Here is a 22406-nt window from a genome sequence, read left to right as displayed (position 1 = left end):
CCCGTCATGCTGTCTCGCCCGTCATGCTGTCTCGCCCGTCATGCTGTCTCGCCCGTCATGCTGTCTCGCCCGTCATGCTGTCTCGCCCGTCATGCTGTCTCGCCCGTCATGCTGTCTCGCCCGTCATGCTGTCTCGCCCGTCATGCTGTCTCGCCCGTCATGCTGTTCAGGCCGTCATGCTGTTCCGGCCACCGTAAGCGCATACACGGCACCGCAACAGCTCAGCCCCGGCGGCAGGACGGTCAGCGCACACTGCGTACCTGCATATGTCCGCTGTCCGGCCAGCACACGGTAATCTGTCCGCTTCCGGACGTTGTAAGCAGCGGAATTCCACGCGCCTCCAGCGCCCCGCGCACTTCAGGACGCGGAAACCGCCAGTAGTTCATGTATCCGCACGAAGCCACGGCAAGAGAGGGCGCAACCGCATCGTACAGAAGGGGAGAGAGGCTGTTTCCGCTGCCGTGATGCGGCACCACAAGCAGCGCGGCTTCCACCGGAATATTCTGCCGCCGCGCCGCCTGCGCCAGCCGGTCAAGCACTACGGTACCCGCATCGGCGGGCACCAGCGCCAGCCCTCTGCCACCGCGCGTCAACCGCAGAATCAGCGAATTGTCATTGGTATTGCCCGTCATGCGTCCGGCCTCCGGTGCAAGCACCTGCAGTTCCGCGGTGCTGCCCAGCAACAGCGAATCACCGGCAGCCAGAACCGCAGGCACGGGAGCACCGGCCCGCCATGCCCGTTCCAGAGCAGCCGCATGCGCCCCCTCCTGCGGCAGCTCGCCGTTGGTATAAAAGGCGCCCACGTCAAAAGACTGCAGAATAAACGGCAAGCCGCCCAGATGATCACTGTCCGGATGGGTGTTGACCACGGCGGAAAGCACCGGCGGTCTGTTATACGTCAGCACGGGTGCCACCAGTGCCTTGCCCGTGTCAAAAGAAGACGAAGGAAAACCCCCGCCGTCAATAAGAACGCGCACTCCGTGCGGCGCCTCCACCAGCACGGCCTGCCCCTGCCCCACATCCAGCACGGAAACAGAAACATCATCCTGCAGGTACGCGGAAAAACGCAGACACACCGGCGCGGCAAGCAGCACCACCCCTGCAGTCACCGTCACGCAGACAGCGCGCAGACCATACGGCAGCAGAACGCTGCGGCCGCTCTGCTGCACGGCAGGACCGGCGGTTCCCCGCCACAGCAGGCATGCCGTACCCAACAGCATCCAGAACCCCGCAGCAGCGCAGGGCAGCGGTCTTACAGACAACACCGGATAAAGCAGTCCGCCGGCCTCCAGTGTGCCCAGCATCTCCAGCAACCATTCCACCGGCACTGTGGCAACATGAAACAACCACACGGCAACAGGGGCAGCCTGCGGCAGGGCCAGCGACACAAGCCCGGCAAAGGCCAGCGGCAGCACCCACAGCCCCAGCGCGGGCAGCCACAGGACATTAAGCACAAACCACGGCGTCACACTGCCGAACGCATCCAGCGTGAGAGGCATGAGGGCCAGCTGGGCAGCCATGCTTACAGCCAGCACTCCGGCAAGCCCCCCCGTCAGGCGCATGACAGCACCGGCAGCCGTGCCATGCTTGGTGCCGAGCCTGCCCGCCGCAGCACGGTACACAGGCATGGTGCAGGCAATGCCCGCCACGGCCACGGCAGAAAGCTGCAGCCGCAGATCAAACAGAGCCTGCGGCTGCCATGCAACCACCACCGCCACGGCCCACAACAGCCCGTCTGTCAGTACTCCGCGCCTGCCGGCCAGCAGCAACCCGCCCCAGAAGGCAAACATCAGCGCCGCCCGCAGCAGTGAAGGCGTGGCGCCGCCCAGCCAGACATACCCGAGCACCGGCGGTGCGGCACACAGTACGGCCAGCTGCTGCCGCGGCACCACAAGGTACAGTCCGGGAAAAATTCTGCCGGCCAGCAACGCCGCCAACGCACCCAGCGCTGCCGCCAGCCCCAGATGCATGCCGGAAAGAGCAAAGCTGTGCATCAACCCCGCATCGGCCAGCCTGTCCATCGTCTGCTGTGAAAGGTAAAAACGCTCTCCGAGCAGCAGGGCTGGCAGCACGGCATACCGCTGAGGCAGGTCACGCCAGCGCGGCATCTGCCGCAAAGCCCCCTGCCCGTCCGCACCTGCCGGTATCGGGTCAGACATGCCCGCCAGCACCCGTTCCACCCGCTGCAGCACAAGACTGCGCAGGCCCCGCATCACCTCTGCGGACTGCAGGGCATCACTCCGGAACAAGGCGGACTCCGCTGCGGGCTTACCGGCAGGCACCTCATGCACCTCTCCCTGCTCTGCCCGTGTCCAGACTCTGTACCCTACCCCGTTGCGCAGCCAGAAGCTTCCGCTGTCCCATGTTCCGCGGTTCAGAAAACCGCGTACCGGCTTCACTCTGCCTTCAAATTCCACTGTACTGCCGCTGCGGGGCCGAAAAACAGGATACTGCCATGTCCAGACCACATCAGCCTTCAACGTCTGCCAGCCTTGCGCCGTGCGGCAGCGCGCATCTGCCAGCACCATCCGCAGCCGTCCTTCAGGACGGCTTTCCACAATCCGCACCACCCCCTGCACCCGCACCTTTTCCTGCGCGGTCATCCAGCCGGGCACTTCCGCAGCGGGCTGGCGGTGCAGCAGCATAAAGCAGACACCGGCAGCCATGCATACCCCCAGCACCAGCGCACGCAAAACCGCGGTAGGCCTGCCCGCATTCTGACGGCCGGACCACAGCACCATAAATCCCAGCACTGCCGCCCCCCACGCCGGGGCAGCGTCCCGCAGGCCCGTTTCTCCTGCCGCCAGACCGGCCAGCACAGCCAGCAGGCACCATTGACGCCACAACAGTGCAGGTGGCGCGCCGTGCGGCAGCAGGGCGGCACTGCGGTTGTAACCGGCGGGGGGACCGCCCTGTGCGGTTTGCGGGGGTGTGCTGCGTGTCATGCTTCACCTTGCGTGCGGACAAGAAAAAACGCCTCCGGCACAGCCGGAGGCGTTACAAACATGGCAGACATGCTATTCAGGCACGCGCCTGATATCCGCGCCCACAGGGCAGAGTTTTTCCTCGATGCTCTCGTAGCCTCTGTCCAGATGGTAGATACGCTGTACATGGGTTTCGCCCTGCGCAGCCAGCCCCGCCAGAACCAGAGAAGCAGAAGCCCGCAGGTCGGAGGCCATGACCGGCGCCCCCCGCAGCTGACGGCCGCCGCGCACGCGGGCTGTACGCCCCACAAGACGCACATCGGCTCCCATGCGTACCAGCTCGAGCACATGCATGAACCGGTTTTCAAAAATGGTTTCCTCCACCATGCCGAACCCGTCTGCCACGCACATGAGCGCCATGAACTGCGCCTGCATGTCGGTGGGAAATCCCGGATACGGATGCGTAACGATATCGGTGGACTCAAGGTGGCCCTGATAGCGTACGCGGGTTCCGCCTTCTTCGCGCGAAACATGCAGTCCCATATCACGCAGTTTCTGGCTGACGGCATCCAGCGCGTCATCCGGACAATCTTCGATAAGCAGGTTGCCGCGGGTTATGCCCGCCGCCACCATAAAGGTTCCCGCCTCGATGCGGTCAGGCATGATGCGGTATTCGCAACCATGCAGGCGTTCCACACCCCGTATGCGTATGACATCTGTGCCCTGCCCTGTAATATCCGCTCCGCAGGCGCACAGGAAGTCGGCCAGATCGATGACCTCCGGCTCGCGTGCCGCATTTTCCAGTATGGTTTCGCCTTTGGCCAGCGTGGCGGCCATCAGCAGGTTTTCGGTACCGCCAACGGTGGGAAAGTCAAACCGGATATGCGCCCCCTGCAACTGACGGCAGCGGCCCACTATATAACCGGAATCAAGCTCGAATTCCGCACCCATTTTTTCCAGCGCGCTCAGGTGCAGGTCCACCGGACGGGCTCCTATGGCGCAGCCGCCCGGATATGCCACCCGCGCTTCGCCCAGCCGCGCCAGCAGCGGACCCAGACACAGCACGGAAGCGCGCATGGTCTTCACCAGTTCGTAAGGCGCCTCAGGATTCAGATCGCAGGGCCTGACATGCACTGCATCGCCCTGAAACTCGGCAGGACAACCAAGAATGCCCAGCAGTTTGTTGGTGGTATGAATATCGCGCAGACGCGGTACATTGCGGTAAATCACAGGCTCATCCAGCAGGATGGAGGCCATGAGGATTGGCAAAGAGGCGTTTTTCGAACCGCTGACCCGTATGGTGCCTTCCAGCGGCACGCCACCTTTGATAACCAGTTTATCCATACATCTCCTCGCGGGAAATTTCTTCCCTGACGAAATTTTTATCACGTTTTATGCTTGACGCTGCTTTCTGTGGGGTATATATGCCTCAGTCTCAAACGGCGAATGTAGCTCAGTTGGTAGAGCACACGGTTGTGGCCCGTGTGGCCGCGGGTTCAAGTCCCGTCATTCGCCCCACGCATTCAAGCCCTGCGACAGCAGGGCTTTTTTTGTGTGCCGCCACCGGTGTTTTGTCAAAAAAAAGACTACCGGCATCCATACATTACAGCGGGCGGCACCCTGTCTGCGTGCGATGCGCACCATACGCTTTTAGCAGCCAAAACAAAAGCCCCGATGCGCTGCATCGGGGCCTGCTGTGTGTTTTGCCGGTATCGTTCGCGCAGCCCGCCGGTATCATAAAAAAAAGTTCACTCAGCAACTGTCAGACAAGGTGCCGCAACGCACCCTGCACTGCTTGAAGGCAGCGCCACAACGTGCAGAAACGTGCGGCACCCGTTACGGATGCATACCGTCTTCCGGTGCATCCGGCACCGGCCTCATACGGCTTTTAAGCACGCCGATGGAACGGACGACCTGCTCAAGCCAGTATGCAAACTGCTCAAGCTCAAGCTCCATGGGGGCGCCGTCGCGGGCGGCACGTTCCAGCGCCAGAGCGGACTCGCGCAGTTCACCGGCAGAGATGTTGGCCGCAGCACCGGCTATGGCGTGCGCTTTTTCCGCCACGACATCCCTGTGGTCCTGCTCCGCAGCCTGCCGCACCGCATCAGCGGCCTGCGCGTATACTTCGGCGAACTTTTTCAAAATTTCAAAATAAATATCCTGTTTTCCGCCCAGTCTGTCCACGCCTTCTTCCAGAATCAGCCCCGGCAGACGCGCGGGCATGGGCGGCACACCGTCCGGCCCGCCGTCAGAGATGATGTCCGTGCCCTGTTCCGGCACACCTGCTCCGGCATGTCCGGAAGAAACACCGCCAACTGCCCCCTCCTGTTCCGCTCCGGCGACTCCCATACCGTGCATATGCAGTATGTTATGCTCCTGAAGGTGTTCCGAGCGTGCGTCAAAAGACTGCCGGATACGCCTCGCGCCGTCTTCCGCCGCCCGCGCGGCGTGTTCACCCACATGACGCTGCAGCACCTGCAGCAGCATCATGCGGTCCACCGGCTTGGTCACATAGTCATTCATGCCCGCTTCCAGTGCCTTGTCACGGTCTTCACTCATCACATGGGCCGTCATGGCAATGATGGGAATATGCCGCCACCTGGGGTGCTGTCTGATGACCCGCGTTGCCTCTATACCGTCCATGACGGGCATCTGGATGTCCATGAATACCACATCGAACCCCGGACCCGAGGGCGGTTCCACATCGTCCAGCACAGCCAGCGCCTCTTCTCCGTGTTCCGCGCTGACAACGGAAAATCCCATGTCCTGCAGCATATCCAGCGCCACATGGCGGTTGATGATGTTGTCTTCCACCAGCAGGGCCCGCATACCGTCAAACTGCCTTATCATGGCGGAGTCTGTCTGCTCTTCCGGTGTCATTTCACCGCGCATGGCCCGTATGGCGTCCGACAGCGAAGACAGCTTGACCGGCTTTGAAAGAAAAGAAGCCACCCCCAGCTCTTCGGCACGTTCCAGTTCCGCCTCGCGCCCGAATGCCGTCATCATGAACACAGGGGGCAGGGGCTGCTTTTCCGCACGCAGTTTTTCCAGCACCTCCAACCCGTCCACACCGGGCAGCCGCCAGTCCAGCAGTATCAGATCATACAGCGCAGCCTGCCTTTTCAGCCGCTCATAGGCCGTGTATCCGTCCTGCAGCGCATCGCAGTCATACCCCAGCCGTTCAAGCATTCTTGTCATGACCAGACGGTTGCTTTCATTATCTTCCACCAGCAGCACCCTGCCGCGCGGGGCTTCTCCCGTGCGGTGATGTCTGGCTTCCACAGCTTCGACGGGCAGGCTGAAGCGTCCGGTAAAGCGAAAATCACTGCCTTTGCCCGGTTCGCTGGCCACTGTGATGGTGCCGCCCATCAGCCGCACCAGCTCCCGCGCTATGGAAAGACCCAGCCCGCTGCCCCCGAACAGCCGCGCCGTGGAACCTTCCGCCTGAGAAAACGTGTCGAACAGCCTGTTGCGTGCCTCCTCGCCGATGCCGAGACCCGTATCGCGTACGGAAAATTCCAGCTGCACCACATCCTGAGAACGGCTGCCCACGGCAACCCTGATGCGCACCTCGCCCTGTTTGGTAAACTTGAACGCATTGGTCACCAGATTCACAAGCACCTGTTTGAGCCGCAGCGGATCGCCCACCAGCACGGCGGGAACATCGGCCTCGATATCCAGCACCAGCTCGACCCCCTTCATGCCCACCCGTTCGCGGAACAGGTCCGTGACTTCCTCCAGCATTTCCTGCGTGGAAAACGGAATATGCTCCAGCTCCATTTTCTGGGCCTCTATCTTGCTGATATCCAGAATATCGTTGACCACGCCCAGCAGAGAACGTGCAGAAGAACGTATGATGGTGAGGTATTCGCGCTGTTTGACGGTCAGCTCCGTTTTAAGCGCTATTTCAATCATGCCGATGATGGCATTCATGGGGGTGCGCAGTTCGTGGCTCATGCTGGCCACAAAATCGCCTTTAGCCTTGCTGGCCTGCTCGGCCGTATGCCGCGCGTGCTCAAGCTCCTGTGTCCGCTCGGCCACCAGCTTTTCCAGATGCTTGCTGTGATCATTCAACATCCTGTCGCGCTTTTCTATTTCGCTCAGCATGCCGTTCATGCTGTCTACCAGCTCGCCCAGTTCATCGTCCGCCTGTTTGGGAATGCGGGTGCCGTAATCGTACAGGGGGGATTCTCTGCGTACCCATGCGGTAAGCGCAGAAAGAGGCACAATAAGCGAACGCCGCACCACCAGCAGAATGCCCAGCACCAGCACCAGTTCCAGCGCCAGCATGTGCATTACCGCGGCAACGACATTATCCTTCATTGTTCTGTGAACATATTCCGGCGTCACATACAGCTGCAGAGTGGCAAAACGCAGACTGCCCTGCCGCAGCGGCCGCGACGTGACAATAAACTCGCCCCGCGGAATGCTTCTGGACGTGTTGACCAGTACCCCGCCCGAACCGCGCTGGCGGCCGATGAAAATACTACCGCCTTCGTCGTACACGATAACCGCATGCACCCGTTCGTCATCCATTTCCGTGTCTATTATGGACATGGAAGCCTGCCTGTCCACGTTCCACACCGGCACAAGCAGCAGACGCGCCACCCTGTCGGCCTGAGAAACGGCAAACCGTTCAAGGCGGGCATACTCGGCATCAAGCGCCGTGACATATTCATAGCTTCCGAAGGCAAGGGCCACCAGCGTGGAGACAACAAGCGTCAGCAGACAGATACGTGTCTGCACCCCCCGCACGCCGTAGCGCAGCATGTTGTTCATCATGTGAAAAGCTCCCGGCAAATATCACCAGCACATACCATGAAACAAACGGCAATGCGATGCCATGATAACAAGTTATCAGATATTTGCGTTGAGACGCGCAGGCAGGTCAGCTGCGGAAGCTGCGCAGCAGAAGAAGCGCCTCGCCGGAACGCAGCAGCAGGGCCGCCGCCGCATAAAAAACCACGGCCGCAGGTACCAGAACAGCCACGGCGGCAAAAGAAGAAGAGAAATACAGGGCACCGGCGTGCACAGCGGCCAGCATGACGGCGGAAAGCAGCAGGTAGACGGCTGCGGGCCGCAGAATGTCCCGCAACAGAACCCCCGAGCGCAGCAGCGAGGTATACAGCAACACAGCGTTGAACCATGCAGAAACACTGCCTGCGGCGGCCAGAGCCACATGACCGGCAAACGGCATAAGCAAAAGCGCGGTACCGGCGTACACCCCCAGCGCGGCCACGGCAATGACAACCGGTGTGCGGGTGTTATCGGCGGCATAAAAAGCGGCCACCAGAGGCCGTACAAGCGCGATGGCCGGAATGCCCGGCGCATAGGCGGCCAGTGCAGCCACAGTGTCGCGCACCGCTGCAGCGTCAAAGGCGCCTCTGCCGAACAGCAGAGTCACCAGTGGCTGGGCCAGCGCCAGCAGACCGGCCGCGGCAGGCAGGCTGACAAACAGGCTCAGCCGCAGCGAGGCACTCAATGTGCCGCCGAAAGCCTGCTCCATGCCCGGACCGTGCAGTCTGGCAAGGCTGGGCAGGGCTGCCGTTCCCACGGCCACGCCGAACACCCCGAGAGGAAACTGCACAAGCCGGTCGGCGTAATACAGACAGGCAATACTGCCTGCGGGCAGAAACGATGCCAGCAGCGTGCCCAGCACGATGGTCAGCTGATATACCGCCGCTCCCATGACCGAAGGCCCCAGCAGCCTGCCGACCTTCACCGCCAGCCTGTCCGCCGCGCGCCACGGACCGGTCATGCGCACACCGCTGCGTCCGAGCCAAGGCAGCATGAAAGCCAGCTGGGCCGCTCCGGCAACCGGAACTGCCCATGCCAGTGTCATGGCCACGTCATACCCGCCGGCATAAGCCAGCAAGGCCGCGGCGATAAGCACCACATTGAGCACGCAGGGCGCCAGTGCAGGAGCAGCAAAGCGTCCCATGCCGTTCAGCACGCCCATGCACAGCGCCACAAGGCAGATAAAAAACGCGTACGGAAAACATATCCGCACCATGACCGTGGCGGTGCGGAACAGTTCCGCATCGCGCACAAACCCCGGCGCCATGAGCGCTGTCAGCACCGGAGCACCCAGCACTCCGGCAGTGCATAGCACACCGGTCACAAGGGCCACCCAGAAAAACATGCTCCGCATGAGTGCAAAAGCGCGCTCATCCCCCTGCCGGCTGCGGGTGGCGCAGAAGACACTCACAAACGCCATGCTCAACGAACCTTCGCCGAAAAGACGGCGCAGCAGGTTGGGCAGCCGGAAAGCCACCAGAAAAGCATCCGCCAGCGGACCGGCCCCCAGAGCAAAAGCCAGCACGGCATCGCGCACAAACCCCAGCACGCGCGAAACGAGCGTGGCCGCGCCCATAACCGCCGCATTGCGCGCCACAGCACACTGCTCGTGCCCGCCCTGAGCGCCAGAAGTCGTCAGCGATGGGCTGCCCTGTTCCGGAACTTCACCGTTCATGATACGGCTGCACCTTATTTCTGGCAGTTGCTGCAGTACACCGTGGTGCGCCCGGCCACTCTGGCCGTGGTCAGTGCATCTCTGCAGCTGACGCACTGCATTCCGCTGCGCCCGTAAACCCTGAAACAGTTCTGAAAGGCTCCGGCATCGCCTCTGGCATCACGGTAATCGCGTATGGACGAACCGCATTCGCTGATGGCCTCGCGCAGCACTTCGCGCAGTTCATCATACAGCCTGCCCAGACGGCGTTCAGCTTCGTCGCGCGTCCAGTCGCCCGGCCGGGCATCCGGTCTGATTCCGGCCCTGAAAAGCGACTCGTCCGCATAGATGTTGCCCACCCCTGCTATCACTGTCTGATCCAGCAACAGGGCTTTCACGGCTTTGCGCCGTTCTGCGAACTGCTCAATGAATGTCTCACGGTCCACGTCCAGCGGTTCCGGCCCCAGTGTGGCCCAGAACCGCCACAGCGGCCTGCTGAACGGCGAAAGCGCACGGCACGAACCGAACTTGCGCGCATCGTCAAAAAACAGCCTGCGCCCGGAATCAAGCGTGATGATTATGCGTGTATGCGGACCGGGAAGCTGCTCCGGTCCGTAGATGAAAAGTCTGCCGCTCATGCGCAGATGAAACGCCAGCATATCCGGCGTATCACCGGCGGGTCTGTGATCCAGCACCGCTCTGCAGGCGGCACCCTGCCGCCGCTCTTTTTCCAGATGCACCAGCAGCAGTTTGCCTCTGCGGCCCACACCGGCAATGACGCGTCCGGGCGTGCAGGCGTCAAAGACTTCTCTGTCTCCCTGCACGCTTCCGGCATTGAACACTTCAACTTCCGTTATTCTGCGCCCGGTAAGTTCGGGGGCAAGCCCGCGGGCGATGGTTTCCACTTCTGGCAGTTCAGGCATATGACATCCTCCGCCGCACCCGTACGGTGCGCAGTGGTATGATAGTGCACCGGCAGACCATGCTGCCCGCGCGGAACACCGGCGGCAGCGCACAAAAAAGCCGCCCGCAGGACAGCAACCGCCTTTTGCAGGAGCACAATCCGGTCCTGCCGCGGCCACCGGACAGGCATCAGGGACACCGAGGGAACGCCACAGCGGGCCGGAAAAATCCGGAAGACAACGGACGGCATGGGGGTATGGACGGTATGGACGGCATGCAGCAGGCACCAGATGCCTGCCGGACATCACCGCCTGTCCGTGTCCTCCTGCGCCCCGTCTTCGTGCTGCACAGACAGTTCCAGCGACAGCATGGCTCCGTCGCGCTGCACGCCGAAAACCACAGGACGCTTTTCACGCGCCGCCTGCATACCGGCCTTGTGCATATCCCACAGCGAATTCACCTGCGCCCCGTCGGCAGAACGCAGCACATCGCCGGCGCGGAATCCGGCACGCCGGGCGGGGGAATCCTCCGCCACGTCCTGCACCGTCACCCGTCCTTCAGCCATGACCAGCGTAAAGCCCATACGGCTTCGGTGGCTGGCACGGCAATAGAAAAAGTAATCGCCGTCTTCGGGGTCGGGGGGACCTTCGGCACGCCACGGCATGACCAGCAGCACGCGTACCCCGCGGTCAAGGATGCCCAGCCTGCGGGCCAGACCCCAGCCGCGTTCCACGTGCCCGCTGCCCGCCAGCACGACCACGGGCCCTCCGTGGCGGCGACGCGCCCGCATGGCGTTTTCGGCCATGGCCGTATCCCACAGTGACTGGACAAGAAAAAAGCGTTCACGGGTACCGTGTTCACCGTCAGCGGCAGCGGCACCGGCCTCGACTGCTGAAATTCCGGCAGAGCCGGGAGCGGTGCGGGCGGTGGCATTGCCGCCCGGCACAACAGCCGTGTCTGTGGAAGGCCTGCGTTCCGGCGCGGCAGGTGTATCCGGCATGCCGGTCTGTTCCGCCGTGGAGTTATGGCGCGCCCTGCGCATGGAGTCATGTTTGCGGAACATACGGGTCAGCGCCGCGCGCTGCTCGTCGGAGGGAAAAATAATCTTTGACGGCAGCAGGTTGCGTTCGTCGTCTGTCAGTGATTCAATACCGCCGCGGCTCACCTTGCGCACCACCTCACGCGGCACATTAAGCCCGAAAAGCGGCAGCCCGCCGGCATATGCCGCTTCAAAAACCGGTCTGTACAGATCGTAGGGGTATCCCCACACGGTTTTCCAGTCCACGGCCTCTTCCAGTGTATCCGCATCCAGCCGCTGTTGCAGGGCGGTATCCGCAGCAACGGCAAAAGGACCGAACCTGTCCAGCACGGGCTGTTTTTCCGCGGGCACCATCTCCAGCCCCACGGCGGGACGCATGCCTGCAGCAGCCAGAGCCTGCAGCAGTCGGGCCTGCATCAGATGGTCGCAGGCCGAGGTGTGCCCCTCGCCCAGCAGGATGTAATCGTATGAGAGCGCCGCCTGAGCAAAAGCGGCAGGAGAAACAGGAGCCTGAAGGGCGGTGAAAAGCTGTCCTTCACGCTCCGGCGGCCGGAAAGAGGCAGGCGGGCGCATAACGGCGCACCCGCCTGCCGTCAGAATCAGCAGGCCGAGTATGGCAAGCCTGAAGGCTAGTCCCATACTCTCTTGTCCTCGATGGGACGGATCTGCGGAGGCAGCGAACCCGGTGCAAGCACCTTGAGCTCGGGCCGCAGTTTGATGCGCTCGCGGAACGCGTGCAGCAGTTCGTCTTCCCGCTTGAAGTTGCTCGCCTCGATAAACAGGGTCATTTCGTCGATACCGCCGGGGTTGGTCACTTCTATCTGCCAGCGTTTGATATCTTCGAAACGCGAGATGACCTGTTCCACCTGATGCGGATACACGAACATGCCCTTGATGCGGGCGGTGGTGTCCACACGGCCGACGATGTTGCCCAGACGCGGGCTTGTCCGGCCGCAGGGGCAGGGCGAACGGTCAATGTATGAAAGATCGCCCGTGGCAAGACGGATAAGCGGATACGTCTTGTTAAACGCCGTGACGACAATTTCACCCACTTCACCGTCTTTCAGCGGAATGCCGGTATCAGGGTGGCATATTTCAACATAGGCGCGGTTGGCTATGTGCAGACCGGTCTTGTGATAACACTCGTAGCCCACACAGCCCACGTCGGCCGTGCCGTACCCCTGCCGCATGACCAGATCGAATTTTTTCTCAAGCTGGTTGCGCATTTTTTCAGAAAACTTTTCACCCGTGACAAACGCCACTTCAAGGAAAAGATCCTTACGCAGGTTCAGGCCTTTTTCCTCGGCTTTCTGGGCAAGGTGCATCAGATAGCTGGGGGTGCCCACATAGCCGGTCACGCGCAGCTTCTGCATGATTTCCAGCTGGGTGGCGGCGTTGCCCGGTCCGGCGGGTATGGTGGCACAGCCAAGATTGCGCAGCGGCTCTTCAAACATCAGACCGGCAGGCGCCAGATGATAGTTAAAGGTTATCTGCGAAACATCGCCCGAACGGAACCCTGCGGAATAAAAAGCCTCGGTGTATCCCCAGTAATCGTCCTGACGGTCTTCGGGGTCGAATATGGGCCCGGGCGAAAGGAACACGCGCTTGAGTTCGCCGAGGTCTTTGGTCAGCAGTCCGCCCAGCCGCGGCCCCATGGACTGCAGAAAGATGAGCTCCTTCTTTTTCAGAATGGGAATATGCTTCAGGTCGGTCAGCGTCTTGAATTTTTCGACATTGAACTGCGCACGGTCGAAACGCTTTTTCACGTCTTCGGAGTAGCGGTACGCATAGGACAGCAGGTCCTTGAGTTGAATGAGGTAATATTGCTTGCGCTCGCTCTCGTCCAGCACTTCACGACGGCTGTATATGCCTTCTGTTCTGTCTTTACGGGTCATGCTTCTGCTCCAGAGATGAAATAAGCCTACACAATGGTAGTTAATCAGTATACGGCATCCCAAAGCATAAATCAAGAAAAATTATTTTTTACCATACATTACAACTTATTGCAATAACAACAGCCTTTTTTCCACACACGTGCAGACCGCGTGCGCAAAAAAAGCGCCCCTGTTTCCAGAGGCGCGTCACAGCCGTCAGCCGTCTGTACCGGCCTGTCAGTCTTCGCAGCTGCCGTCGGGCTCGTCGATAAAATCATCGCCCGCTTCGCCGCCTGTTTCTCCGCGCAGGGGCGGCAGTCCCAGCCGCTCGCGGCGGGCGCTTTCCTGCTTGCGTTCGCGGGTTCCCATATATTTGTACGCGTCAAGCGCATCTATCTGCTCCTGATGCCGCGCAAAAATAAGAAAACCGGTGTGTGCCACCATGCGGTCCATGGGACGCAGCCTGTCAGGCACGGGTTTCCAGCCGCGCACCAGCACCTCGCAGACCTCCACCTCGTCATAGGGGCCTTTTTCCAGACCGAAAAGCAGACGCGAAACCTGATCAACCGTAGGTACAAGGAAACCGAGCATGGCGCCGGACTTCACCGCTGCGGGGATATGATGCAGGTATTCCCACGGGTCACGCACGTCGAGAAAAAGCGCGTCCGCGTCGCCGGTCAGAAATCCGTCCTTGATGTCCTGATGGTACAGCGTCACGTTGCTGCCAAGCCCTGCCCAGTCAAGATTCTTGCGGCACAGCTTCATGAATTCTTCGCGGGCTTCATGGGTATGAATTTCGCCCGTTTCACCGGCAAAAAAGCTCATGGCCAGCGTAAGCCCGCCGGAACCGGAACCTGATTCAATGATCTTGCGCCCCGGACCGACGCCCAGACGCATACATATATATCCGATGTCTTTGGGATAAATAACCTGAGTCTGGCGTTTTATACCGCGCAGCAGGTCGGGCAGCGCGGGCCGGTACAGCCGGAAGGGTTTGCCGGAGTGCGAACGCACTATGGTGCCGAAATCGGCCCCCATGACATCCTCCATGGCCACGATTCCGTCGCCGCAATGCAGGTCCGCGCCGGGTTCGACCCTGCGCAGGTATCGTTTGCCTTTGGGCGAAACCAAAAGCACAAGCTCGCCGATTCTGGGCATAGTGTCCTCCATTATGATGGTAGCGCCCTACAGCGGCGCACTATTCCTGTCAAGTGGCAGACAACGCCGCCGTTCAGGTATTCCTGTTGCTTTTTTTGCTGAAAAGCGTTCTTATGAGTGGTCGCGGCCCGACTGCCGGTCCGCCGGTATGCGCACTATCCGCCGCCGCGACGCGTAAGGACAGCCGCCACATGACCTTTGCCTATGTATTCGGGCCTGTTGCTTCCAGCAGACTGGGCCATTCTCTCGGTCTTGATCTTCTGGGCAGACGCATCTGCTCCATGGACTGCCTCTACTGCGAGGTGGGCCGCACAGATATTCTCACCTGCGAGCGCGCCCCGTATGTACCTGCCGCAACCATATTAGACGAACTTGCGGCATGGCGGAATGAAAATCCCGGCACACATGTGGACCATGTGACGCTGGGCGGTTCCGGCGAGCCTACGCTCAACAGCGACATGGGCCGCATCATCAGCGGGTGCAGAACCATACTACCTGATGTTCCCGTGGCGGTGCTCACCAACTCCACCCTGCTGCACAGAAAGGACGTGCGCGACGAAGCGGCCTGTGCCGACGTGGTGCTTCCTTCGCTGGACACACTGGTGGAGACGGAATTCCGCGCCCTGAACAGGCCGGAAAAAGAACTGACCGCAAGCGGTGTAGCCGCTGCGCTGCTGACCTTCCGCAAAGAATATGGCGGACGAATTTTTTTGGAAATACTGCTCTCGAAAGGCATCAATGATTCTCAGGAGAATCTGGCCCTGCTGAGGCAGTTTGTGCCCGAACTCGCACCGGACAGGGTGGATGTCACCACACTGTCGCGTCCGGGGGCCTACAGCAAGGCCGCACCCGTAGACGCCGATGTCAGGGCCGCCTGGTGCGATGCGCTGAATGCCTGCCTGCCTGCGGCCGACCCGCAGCAGACCGGAATTTTTCTGCGCACCGGACAGCGTGCCGACTTTACCCAGCGGGATGACCGCGCGGTGGAGTCCATGCTGCTGCAGACGCTGTCGCGCCGTCCTCAGACGGCAGGACAGCTGGCGCTGGCGCTTTCACTGCCGCTTGACCGTGTGGAACGGGCACTCCGCCCTCTTCTGCAGTCCGGCACAGTAGCGCCGCTGCCCTCGCAAAACCTACAGCAGCAGGACGAAGACCCGTTCTTCGCCCTGGCAGACAGATAACCGGCACATCTGTTCCGTCGCACGGGATTACCCGTACACTTTTTTTATCCTCATGAGGTTCTCATGGAAAAGACCCGCAAGGGCAAACGCAAGATGTTCATCAGCGTGCTGCCCGAAGAACAGGTTGAAGTTGTTCTCTCTGAAGAAGGCGTAATTGTTGAATATTATGTAGAGATGGTGCATCAGGCCAAGACCAAAGGCAACATCTACAAAGGCATCATCAACAACATAGACTCCAACCTGCAGGCCGCCTTTGTCAATTACGGCGCCGAAAAAAACGGTTTTCTGCAGGTGGATGAAGTTCACCCCGAATACTACTCGGCCCCCCACGACCCTTCCAAAGGCAAAAAATATCCTCTGCTGCAGAAAGTGCTTAAAGCAGGACAGGAAGTACTGGTGCAGGTGGTCAAGGAACCCACGGGTTCCAAAGGTGCCTTCCTCACCTCGTATCTTTCGCTGCCGGGACGTTTTCTGGTGCTCACCCCCGGACGCGAACAGATAGGCGTTTCGCGCAAGGTGGAATCGGAAGAAGAAAGAGTGCGCCTGCGCGCCCTGCTTGAAGGTGCCACCCCCGGTCCCGGGCTGGGGCTTATCGTACGCACGGTTTCGGTGGGGCAGAGCAAAACAAGCATACAGCGCGACCTGCAGTTTCTTAAACGCCTGTGGAAGGATGTGCGCAAAAAAGGCACCGTGGAAAAAGCCCCCAGCCTTATCTACAAGGAACTGGACCTTGCCGCACGGGCAGTGCGCGACTATCTGACCGACGATGTGGGCGAAGTGTGGGTGGACGACGAACAGACAGCCGATGCCGTGCAGGAATTTGCCGCCATCGTCTTTCCGCGGCGCACCAATCTGGTCAAACGGCATAAAGACACCGACCGCACACTCTGGGAGCGGTTCAGCATGCAGAAGCAGCTGGACCAGATATATTCGCGCGAAGTATCGCTGCCCAGCGGCGGCAGGCTGGTTTTCGACCAGACCGAAGCGCTTATGGCCATCGATATCAACTCCGGAAAAATCGCCGGCAAGACAAATTTCGAATCCATGGCTCTGCGCACCAATATGGAAGCCGCCGAAACCATCGCCCAGCAGCTCAAGCTGCGTGACATCGGCGGGCAGATAGTTGTCGACTTCATTGAAATGCGCGACAGAAACCACTGGCGCGAAGTGGAAAAAACCCTGCGCGCCGCCATGAAAAACGACCGCGCCAGACACGATGTGGGCAAAATGAGCCGTTTCGGCCTGCTGCAGATAGTGCGGCAGCGTCTGGGGTCTTCCGCCCTGTCCATAAGCACCGAACCCTGCCCGTGCTGCAAAGGCACAGGGCTGCGCCGCAACATGGAATGGCAGGCCATGCAGGCCCTCAAGGATATCCACAGACAGCTGCGCGCCACCACGGCCTCTTCGCTGCGCTGGGAAGCTCCGGAAGAACTGGGCATGTACCTGCTGAACCATAAACGCGGACACCTGACCGAACTGGAAAACAGGTTCGAACGCGACATCGACATCGCCATACGGAGGTAGGCATGGCAAGAGTGCTTGTGCACGCATGCTGCGGGCCTTGCTCCATCACCACCATGCAGACGCTGCTGCGCGAAGGACACGAAGTCACCGGCCTGTTCTTCAACCCCAACATTCACCCGCTGCGCGAGTATCTGGCCCGCAGACAGGGCATGGTGGATGTGGCTCACAGGCTGGGGGTCAAAGTGATATACTTTGACCGTGAATATGACCCGCAGGCATGGATGCGCGAAATCGCTTTCCGTGAAGCGAACAGATGCTTTCACTGCTACAGGATACGGCTCGAACGGGCCGTATCCGTAGCCCGCAGAGGCGGGTTCGACATCGTTACCTCCACCCTGCTGTATTCCCGCAAACAGCAGCACGAGCGCATCGCCGCGCTGGGCAGCGACCTGTGCGGCGACGGCAGTCTGCGTTTTCTGTACCGCGACTTCCGTGAAGGCTGGCAGCAGGGCATAGAGACTTCCAAAGCGTGGGGCATATACCGGCAGCAGTACTGCGGCTGCCTGTACAGCGAAACCGAACGGTACGCCCGCGAACTGAAAAACGCCGGTGCGCAGGTGCCGCAACAGACCGCCGGCACGCCCTGCTGCGCAGACGGTACAGAAAAACAGACAGAACAGGCCGACGCCACCCCCGCAGCCGGCAATGCAGGCAGATAAGACATACTGTGCCGCAACGCGGCGCGGCACACGCCGCATGCGCTGACCGCAACCGCCCGCAGCCCGCGCGGTATCCGCAACCACCGGGCGGCGAAGCAGAAAGACAGACCCGCGCGGCCGTTCACCGCCGGACATCCGGAGCCTTTGTGCTGCTGTATATTCATGTGCCCTTCTGCCGCAGCAAATGCGGCTACTGCGCTTTCCATTCCGTCCCTGTGGCCGCCGCGGGACCGGACGGCATGCAACAGTATCTTGATGCGCTGCTGCGCGAGATAGCCCTGTGGGGCGACCGGCTGGGCAACAGAGCGGTGCATACCGTTTTTTTCGGCGGAGGCACGCCCAGTCTGCTGCCGGAAAAAGCGGTGGCCGTCATCATGGACAGGCTGCGACGCGCGTTCGACATACAGAACGGGGCCGAAATCAGCTTTGAGGCAAATCCCGAATCCGTCTCCGCCTACGGGTATCTTGACATCCTTTTCAAATGCGGCATCAACAGACTGAGTCTGGGAGTGCAGAGCCTGAACAACGACGGTCTGCGCGTACTGGGGCGGCCCCACAAGGCGCGCGAAGCCGTAAACGCCTTCCGTCTGGCGCGTCAGGCAGGCTTTGGCAACATCAATCTGGACATGATATGGGGGCTGCCATCGCAGCGGCTCAAGCTGTGGCTTGACGAGCTGAAAGCAGTAACAGAGCTCAAGCCCGACCACCTGTCATGCTACGGACTCACGCTGGAAGAAGGCACCCCGCTGGAACAGGCATGTCTGCAGGGGCGGCACACACTGCCCGACGAGCAGGAACAGGCCCGCATGTTCATCTACGGTGCGGAATTTCTGGAATCGCGGGGCTATATGCAGTACGAAATTTCCAACTTCGCCCGCATGGGATTTCAGTGCAGGCACAATCTGGGCTACTGGGAAGGCGCCGAATATCTGGGCATGGGGCCTTCGGCGGTTTCCACGCTGTCCGGCAGACGCTGGGAAAACCCCCACGGGCTGCAGGAGTACGCCCGCCGCACAGCCGAGGGTACGCTGGGGCACGATGCCGCGGCACTCACCCCGCTGGAGCGGGCCGAAGAACTTATCATGCTGCGTCTGCGCACGGCACGCGGCCTGCGCGTGAAAGCATACCGCGACCTTACCGGACGCGATTTTCTGCGCGAGCACAAACAGCTGGTGCACGCCCTGCACCGCAACAGGCTGGTACGCATCAGCAACGGGTATCTGCGCTTGACCAGAAACGGCATGCTGGTATCGAATACCATTCTGGAAAACATCTTTGCCACTCTGCCCGAAGAAACGCCGCACAAGCTGTCCGCAGCACAGGAACCGTAGCGGCCTGCTCTTCAGCAACACGCACGCAGCTGCAGGAACGCCATGAAACCAGCTCTTCTCGGCAACCATGCTCCCCGCGGCGTCATTCTCGCCCTGCAGCTGATTGTTCTCGCTCTGCTCTCAGGCCTGTTCGTCACCGTCTATTCGCAAAAAGACAATCATCTGTCCCTGGCGCGTATCAAGCTGCAGTCACAGGCCACCATACTGGGTGACAGGCTGGCCGCCACGCTGGGCGGCATAGATCTGGTGCTGCTTAATGCCCAGAACACGGCGGCACAGCTGCTGACCGCCCATGCCGCGGCACCGTCGGAGACAATCCGGCGCCTGCACCTGCCCAACTCCGCCCTGCTGCATCCCGGCGTGGCTGATATTTTTCTGTTTGACGCACAGGGTACGCTGGTGGCCCGCCATTCAGGTGACAGGTACAGCAAACCGCCGGACGTGACAGGGCTGCTCAAACGCCATCGCGATCAGTGGCACGACTTTTTCCTTGAACTGCAAGCCGAAGACTCCGCCGCAGCCGCGGAACATAAACCCGGCATTCTCATCAGCCGCCGCATGCTGGACGCCTCCGGCGCCTTTGCCGGCGTGCTCACTGCCAGCGTATACCCCGCAGCGCTGTATGACCCGTATCAGGAAAGCAGTTTTTTTGACATCGACACTGTGCTGCTGCTTAACCACGACATGCAGATAATCGCCTGCTGGCCGGCGCGGGCCGACCTGCACAGCGGCACCGCGCTGGAAGAAACCGCCGTGTTTGCGGGCACGGAAGACGAACTTTCGGGCGGCGGGCTGCGCGAGGCGCAAACCGCCGCCGATCTCATCGCAGCCTATCAGCTGCCCCACCTGCCGCTGCACATTGCTGCACTGCGCGATAAAAAACGGGTGCTCGGGCCGTGGCACAAAAGCCTCATGCGTACCATGCTTGCAGCGCTGGCGCTTCTTACCCTTACCGCCGCACTGGCATATACAGGCATGCGGCAGCACCACAAACGGCGTAATGCCGAAGACGCCCTGCAGCAGAGCGAGCAGCTGTACCGTTCGCTGGCCGAAAACTACCCCAACGGAGTCCTGCTGCTTTTTGACGGGCAGGGCATCATACGCAAAGCTGACGGCCGTCAGATGGAAAGCATGGGGCTGAACAAACAGCATGCCGAAGGCCGCCGCCCGCACGAAATCCTGCCGCCCGCCGCGGGACGAAATCTGGCGGCGCACCATGCCGTGGCGCTGCGGGGACGTCCCGTGCATTTCACCCTTGTGATACGGGGCCGCATTTATATGGGACACAGTCTGCCTTTTTCATGCGAAACCCATGTCAGCGGCGGCATGACCGTACTGGAAGACATAACCGAACTGCAGCAGACGCAGGCCCGGCTGCGCGAAAGCCAGACCATGCTCAGTGAAGCACAGCGGCTGGCCAGAATAGGGCACTTTGACATGCAGTTTATGACACAGCGCACCTACTGCTCGCCCGAGCTGCTGCAGATGGCCGGACTGCCGCGCGATTTTGACGTATCAAAGGCCAGCGGCCTGCTTGAACACCTTGCACCGGCAGTGCCGCCCATATTCAGGGCCATGCTGCAATCGCCCCTGCACGAATCCATCAGCTACAAAGAAGCAGGCATACCCTACCGCGCCATCAACGGATCGGCAGGGTTCGGCATGCTGCGGGTAAAACTGATCAGAGATGCTTCCGGCTCGCCCCTGCGTCTTTCCGGCACGTTTCAGGACATAACCGAGGAACACAACACCCGCATGGCGCTGCTGCAGAGCGAAGCACGCTACCGGGCGCTTTCCGCCAATCTGCCCAATGCCGCCGTCTGTCTTTTTGACAGCGAGCTGCGGCTGCTGATTGCAGACGGGCAGCGGGCGGACATGCTGGGCATGTCGGGCGACACCCCCGCGGGTACACGGCTTTCGGCAGTGATGCCTCAGGCTCTCACCGTTGTTCTGGAACCGCTGTGCCGCCAGGCCGTGGCAGGACGCCGGTCGCAGATGGAAATGGTGCACGCCGAACGCGTGCACGAGGCGACCGCCATTCCCGTTCCTGCCCATCTGGGCGGATATGACGGACTGCTGGTCATTCTTGATATCACCAAACGCAAGGCCACGGAGGCCGCACTTAAAGACGCACTGGAAACCGCGGAGCACGCCGTACGGCTCAAATCACAGTTTGTGGCCAACATCAGCCATGAACTGCGTACTCCCCTGAGCGGCATACTGGGCATAACCGATGTCATGCTGGGCAGACCGCAGCCTGAAGAGACCCGCAGTCATCTGGGCATGATCCGGTCCGTGGCCGAGGCTCTGCGCCTTGTGGTCAATGACATTCTGGATTTTTCACGGCTCGAGGCAGGCAAGATGCCCCTGCATGTACGCACCTTTTCCCTGCCCGACACCGTGGAGCAGGTTCTGGCCCCGCTGCGTCTTGCAGCAGCGCAGAAAGGGCTGGCTCTCACCCTGCGGCTGGACAGCGCACTGCCTGAGGCAGTGCGGGGTGATGCGGGCAGGCTGTCGCAGATACTTACTAATCTTGCAGCCAATGCTGTCAAATTCACCACAAAGGGCTTTGTACGGGTTGACGTGTATCCGGACAAAAACGACGTCATCTGCTTTGACGTGTGCGATACCGGACCGGGTATACCGCCCAGCAAGCGCCATCTGCTTTTTGAAAGCTTTGTACAGCTTGATGGCTCGCTTTCGCGCCAGCATCAGGGCAGCGGGCTGGGGCTGGCCATTTCACGCGGACTGGCCCTGCTGATGGGCGGCACGCTGCAACTGGCCGAAGCCGGACAGACAGGCAGTCTTTTCCGTCTTGCCCTGCCCCTGCCGGCGGCGCAAGAAGCTGCCGCCTCCGGCATCACACCGGCCCTGCCTGCGGCAGAGGCCCCCGTCACAACAAAAAAACCTGCTGCCGCGGCGGCAACAGGCGCGCATATTCTGCTGGTGGAAGACAACACACTTAATCAGGAATTCATATCGCTGTTTCTGCAGGAGGGCGGTTACACCGTGACCGCGGCAGACAACGGCACCGGTGCGCTGGAAAATCTGGAAAAGCGGTCTTTTGATGCGGTTCTGATGGATGTGCAGATGCCCGGCATGAACGGACTGGAAACCACAAAGCGCATCAGAAACAGCGGCAGGGCGTGGGCGCGGATTCCCGTCATTGCCCTTACCGCCAACAACATGGCCGGAGACAGAGAATATTATCTGGCAAGCGGCATGAACGGCTATGTGGAAAAACCGGTGAACAAAGCGCAGCTTTTCGGCGAAATTGAAAGATGTCTGACAGAGGCACACGCAGACACCGCCCCGTAACCCCCTGACAGCCATGAAAAAGCCCGCCGGAAGGCGGGCTGACA

Annotated in this window: 13 protein-coding genes and 1 tRNA gene; 6 read left to right on the top strand and 8 right to left on the bottom strand. The window is 60.8% G+C overall.

The genetic code is table 11. The features are described 5' to 3' along the window. Window positions 1–242: 242 nt before the first annotated feature. Both ACZ5D1_RS02655 and murA read right to left on the bottom strand, forming a co-directional pair. On the bottom strand, window positions 243–2945 hold the full coding sequence (locus ACZ5D1_RS02655) for a ComEC/Rec2 family competence protein (protein WP_464555804.1): 2703 nt from the start codon (window positions 2943–2945) through the stop codon (window positions 243–245). Window positions 2946–3017: 72 nt separating this feature from the next. After that, on the bottom strand, window positions 3018–4268 hold the full coding sequence (gene murA, locus ACZ5D1_RS02650; RefSeq protein ID WP_011366662.1) for a UDP-N-acetylglucosamine 1-carboxyvinyltransferase: 1251 nt from the start codon (window positions 4266–4268) through the stop codon (window positions 3018–3020). A 98-nt stretch (window positions 4269–4366) separates the two neighbouring features. Between murA and ACZ5D1_RS02645 the strand changes: the two genes are divergently transcribed. After that, window positions 4367–4442 (top strand) — tRNA-His (locus ACZ5D1_RS02645). 318 nt (window positions 4443–4760) lie between these two features. Here the strand turns inward: ACZ5D1_RS02645 and ACZ5D1_RS02640 are convergent. The 6 genes from ACZ5D1_RS02640 to ACZ5D1_RS02615 form a co-directional block, all read right to left on the bottom strand. Beyond that, entirely contained in the window at window positions 4761–7706 is a 2946-nt protein-coding gene (locus ACZ5D1_RS02640) for a hybrid sensor histidine kinase/response regulator (RefSeq protein ID WP_273195120.1), read from the bottom strand. Window positions 7707–7812: 106 nt separating this feature from the next. After that, the gene (gene murJ / locus ACZ5D1_RS02635; RefSeq protein ID WP_273195118.1) at window positions 7813–9396 is read right to left on the bottom strand and encodes a murein biosynthesis integral membrane protein MurJ; all 1584 of its coding nucleotides are present in this window, start codon (window positions 9394–9396) and stop codon (window positions 7813–7815) included. A gap of 14 nt (window positions 9397–9410) precedes the next feature. Continuing rightward, a complete protein-coding gene (mutM, locus tag ACZ5D1_RS02630; RefSeq protein ID WP_011366659.1) occupies window positions 9411–10298 on the bottom strand; it encodes a bifunctional DNA-formamidopyrimidine glycosylase/DNA-(apurinic or apyrimidinic site) lyase in 888 nt (295 codons plus the stop codon). Window positions 10299–10582: 284 nt separating this feature from the next. Further along, on the bottom strand, window positions 10583–11956 hold the full coding sequence (locus tag ACZ5D1_RS02625) for a ChaN family lipoprotein (RefSeq protein ID WP_464555803.1): 1374 nt from the start codon (window positions 11954–11956) through the stop codon (window positions 10583–10585). Beyond that, on the bottom strand, window positions 11947–13212 hold the full coding sequence (locus ACZ5D1_RS02620) for a phenylacetate--CoA ligase family protein (protein ID WP_011366657.1): 1266 nt from the start codon (window positions 13210–13212) through the stop codon (window positions 11947–11949). Before ACZ5D1_RS02620 ends, ACZ5D1_RS02625 begins: the two co-directional genes overlap by 10 nt. Window positions 13213–13428: 216 nt before the next feature. Next, the gene (locus tag ACZ5D1_RS02615) at window positions 13429–14349 is read right to left on the bottom strand and encodes a tRNA (adenine-N1)-methyltransferase (RefSeq protein ID WP_011366656.1); all 921 of its coding nucleotides are present in this window, start codon (window positions 14347–14349) and stop codon (window positions 13429–13431) included. Between the two features lie 191 nt (window positions 14350–14540). On the opposite strand from ACZ5D1_RS02615, the gene ACZ5D1_RS02610 reads away from it, so the two are divergent. The 5 genes from ACZ5D1_RS02610 (at window position 14541) to ACZ5D1_RS02590 (ending at window position 22362) form a co-directional block, all read left to right on the top strand. Continuing rightward, complete coding sequence (locus ACZ5D1_RS02610) at window positions 14541–15530, top strand: radical SAM protein (RefSeq protein ID WP_011366655.1); 990 nt, start codon at window positions 14541–14543, stop codon at window positions 15528–15530. A gap of 63 nt (window positions 15531–15593) precedes the next feature. Beyond that, complete coding sequence (locus tag ACZ5D1_RS02605) at window positions 15594–17054, top strand: Rne/Rng family ribonuclease (RefSeq protein ID WP_011366654.1); 1461 nt, start codon at window positions 15594–15596, stop codon at window positions 17052–17054. 2 nt (window positions 17055–17056) lie between these two features. After that, window positions 17057–17713 (top strand): epoxyqueuosine reductase QueH, encoded by a 657-nt coding sequence (locus ACZ5D1_RS02600; protein ID WP_464555801.1) that lies wholly within the window; start codon window positions 17057–17059, stop codon window positions 17711–17713. 146 nt (window positions 17714–17859) lie between these two features. After that, window positions 17860–19044, top strand: a complete 1185-nt coding sequence (gene hemW / locus ACZ5D1_RS02595; RefSeq protein ID WP_464555799.1) for a radical SAM family heme chaperone HemW — start codon at window positions 17860–17862, stop codon at window positions 19042–19044. 42 nt (window positions 19045–19086) lie between these two features. Then, window positions 19087–22362, top strand: a complete 3276-nt coding sequence (locus tag ACZ5D1_RS02590; RefSeq protein ID WP_464555798.1) for a response regulator — start codon at window positions 19087–19089, stop codon at window positions 22360–22362. The last annotated feature ends 44 nt before the right edge of the window (window positions 22363–22406 follow it).

It is taken from the genome of Oleidesulfovibrio vietnamensis (genome assembly GCF_055388115.1).
This window is presented reverse-complemented; position numbering and strand designations above follow the sequence as displayed.

Excerpts from the sequence above, each read along its gene's own strand:
- ACZ5D1_RS02590 (WP_464555798.1), top strand. The coding sequence starts at position 19,087 with ATGAAACCAGCTCTTCTCGGCAACCATGCTCCCCGCGGCGTCATTCTC.
- ACZ5D1_RS02615 (WP_011366656.1), bottom strand. The coding sequence starts at position 14,349 with ATGCCCAGAATCGGCGAGCTTGTGCTTTTGGTTTCGCCCAAAGGCAAA.
- ACZ5D1_RS02625 (WP_464555803.1), bottom strand. The coding sequence starts at position 11,956 with ATGGGACTAGCCTTCAGGCTTGCCATACTCGGCCTGCTGATTCTGACG.
- ACZ5D1_RS02640 (WP_273195120.1), bottom strand. The coding sequence starts at position 7,706 with ATGATGAACAACATGCTGCGCTACGGCGTGCGGGGGGTGCAGACACGT.
- ACZ5D1_RS02600 (WP_464555801.1), top strand. The coding sequence starts at position 17,057 with ATGGCAAGAGTGCTTGTGCACGCATGCTGCGGGCCTTGCTCCATCACC.
- murA (WP_011366662.1), bottom strand. The coding sequence starts at position 4,268 with ATGGATAAACTGGTTATCAAAGGTGGCGTGCCGCTGGAAGGCACCATA.
- mutM (WP_011366659.1), bottom strand. The coding sequence starts at position 10,298 with ATGCCTGAACTGCCAGAAGTGGAAACCATCGCCCGCGGGCTTGCCCCC.
- ACZ5D1_RS02610 (WP_011366655.1), top strand. The coding sequence starts at position 14,541 with ATGACCTTTGCCTATGTATTCGGGCCTGTTGCTTCCAGCAGACTGGGC.
- murJ (WP_273195118.1), bottom strand. The coding sequence starts at position 9,396 with ATGAACGGTGAAGTTCCGGAACAGGGCAGCCCATCGCTGACGACTTCT.
- ACZ5D1_RS02620 (WP_011366657.1), bottom strand. The coding sequence starts at position 13,212 with ATGACCCGTAAAGACAGAACAGAAGGCATATACAGCCGTCGTGAAGTG.
- ACZ5D1_RS02605 (WP_011366654.1), top strand. The coding sequence starts at position 15,594 with ATGGAAAAGACCCGCAAGGGCAAACGCAAGATGTTCATCAGCGTGCTG.
- ACZ5D1_RS02655 (WP_464555804.1), bottom strand. The coding sequence starts at position 2,945 with ATGACACGCAGCACACCCCCGCAAACCGCACAGGGCGGTCCCCCCGCC.